General features: G+C 66.8%; 1 pseudogene. It reads left to right on the top strand.

Annotation, left to right across the window (positions count from 1 at the left end):
* Positions 1–283, top strand: a pseudogene (locus U5771_RS35470) (NADP-dependent malic enzyme); the annotation flags it as partial.

The raw sequence follows: 283 nt of genomic DNA on the forward strand, positions 1-283 counted from the left end.
AGCCGTCACGAACGGCCTGAAGGTCGTCGGCAAGGACATCAAGAAGGTGAAGCTCGTCGCGTCCGGCGCGGGCGCGGCCGCGCTCGCGTGTCTCGACCTGCTGGTCGACATCGGCCTGCCGCTCGAGAACATCACGGTGACCGACCTGGCCGGGGTGGTCTACAAAGGCCGTACCGAACTGATGGACCCGGACAAGGAGCGTTTCGCACGCGAAACCGAAGCGCGCACGCTGGCCGAAGTGATCGACGGCGCGGACATCTTCCTCGGCCTGTCGGCTGCGGGT

Origin of the sequence: Burkholderia sp. BCC1977 (assembly GCF_905339595.1) — a bacterium.
In the GTDB taxonomy this organism is placed as follows: domain Bacteria; phylum Pseudomonadota; class Gammaproteobacteria; order Burkholderiales; family Burkholderiaceae; genus Burkholderia.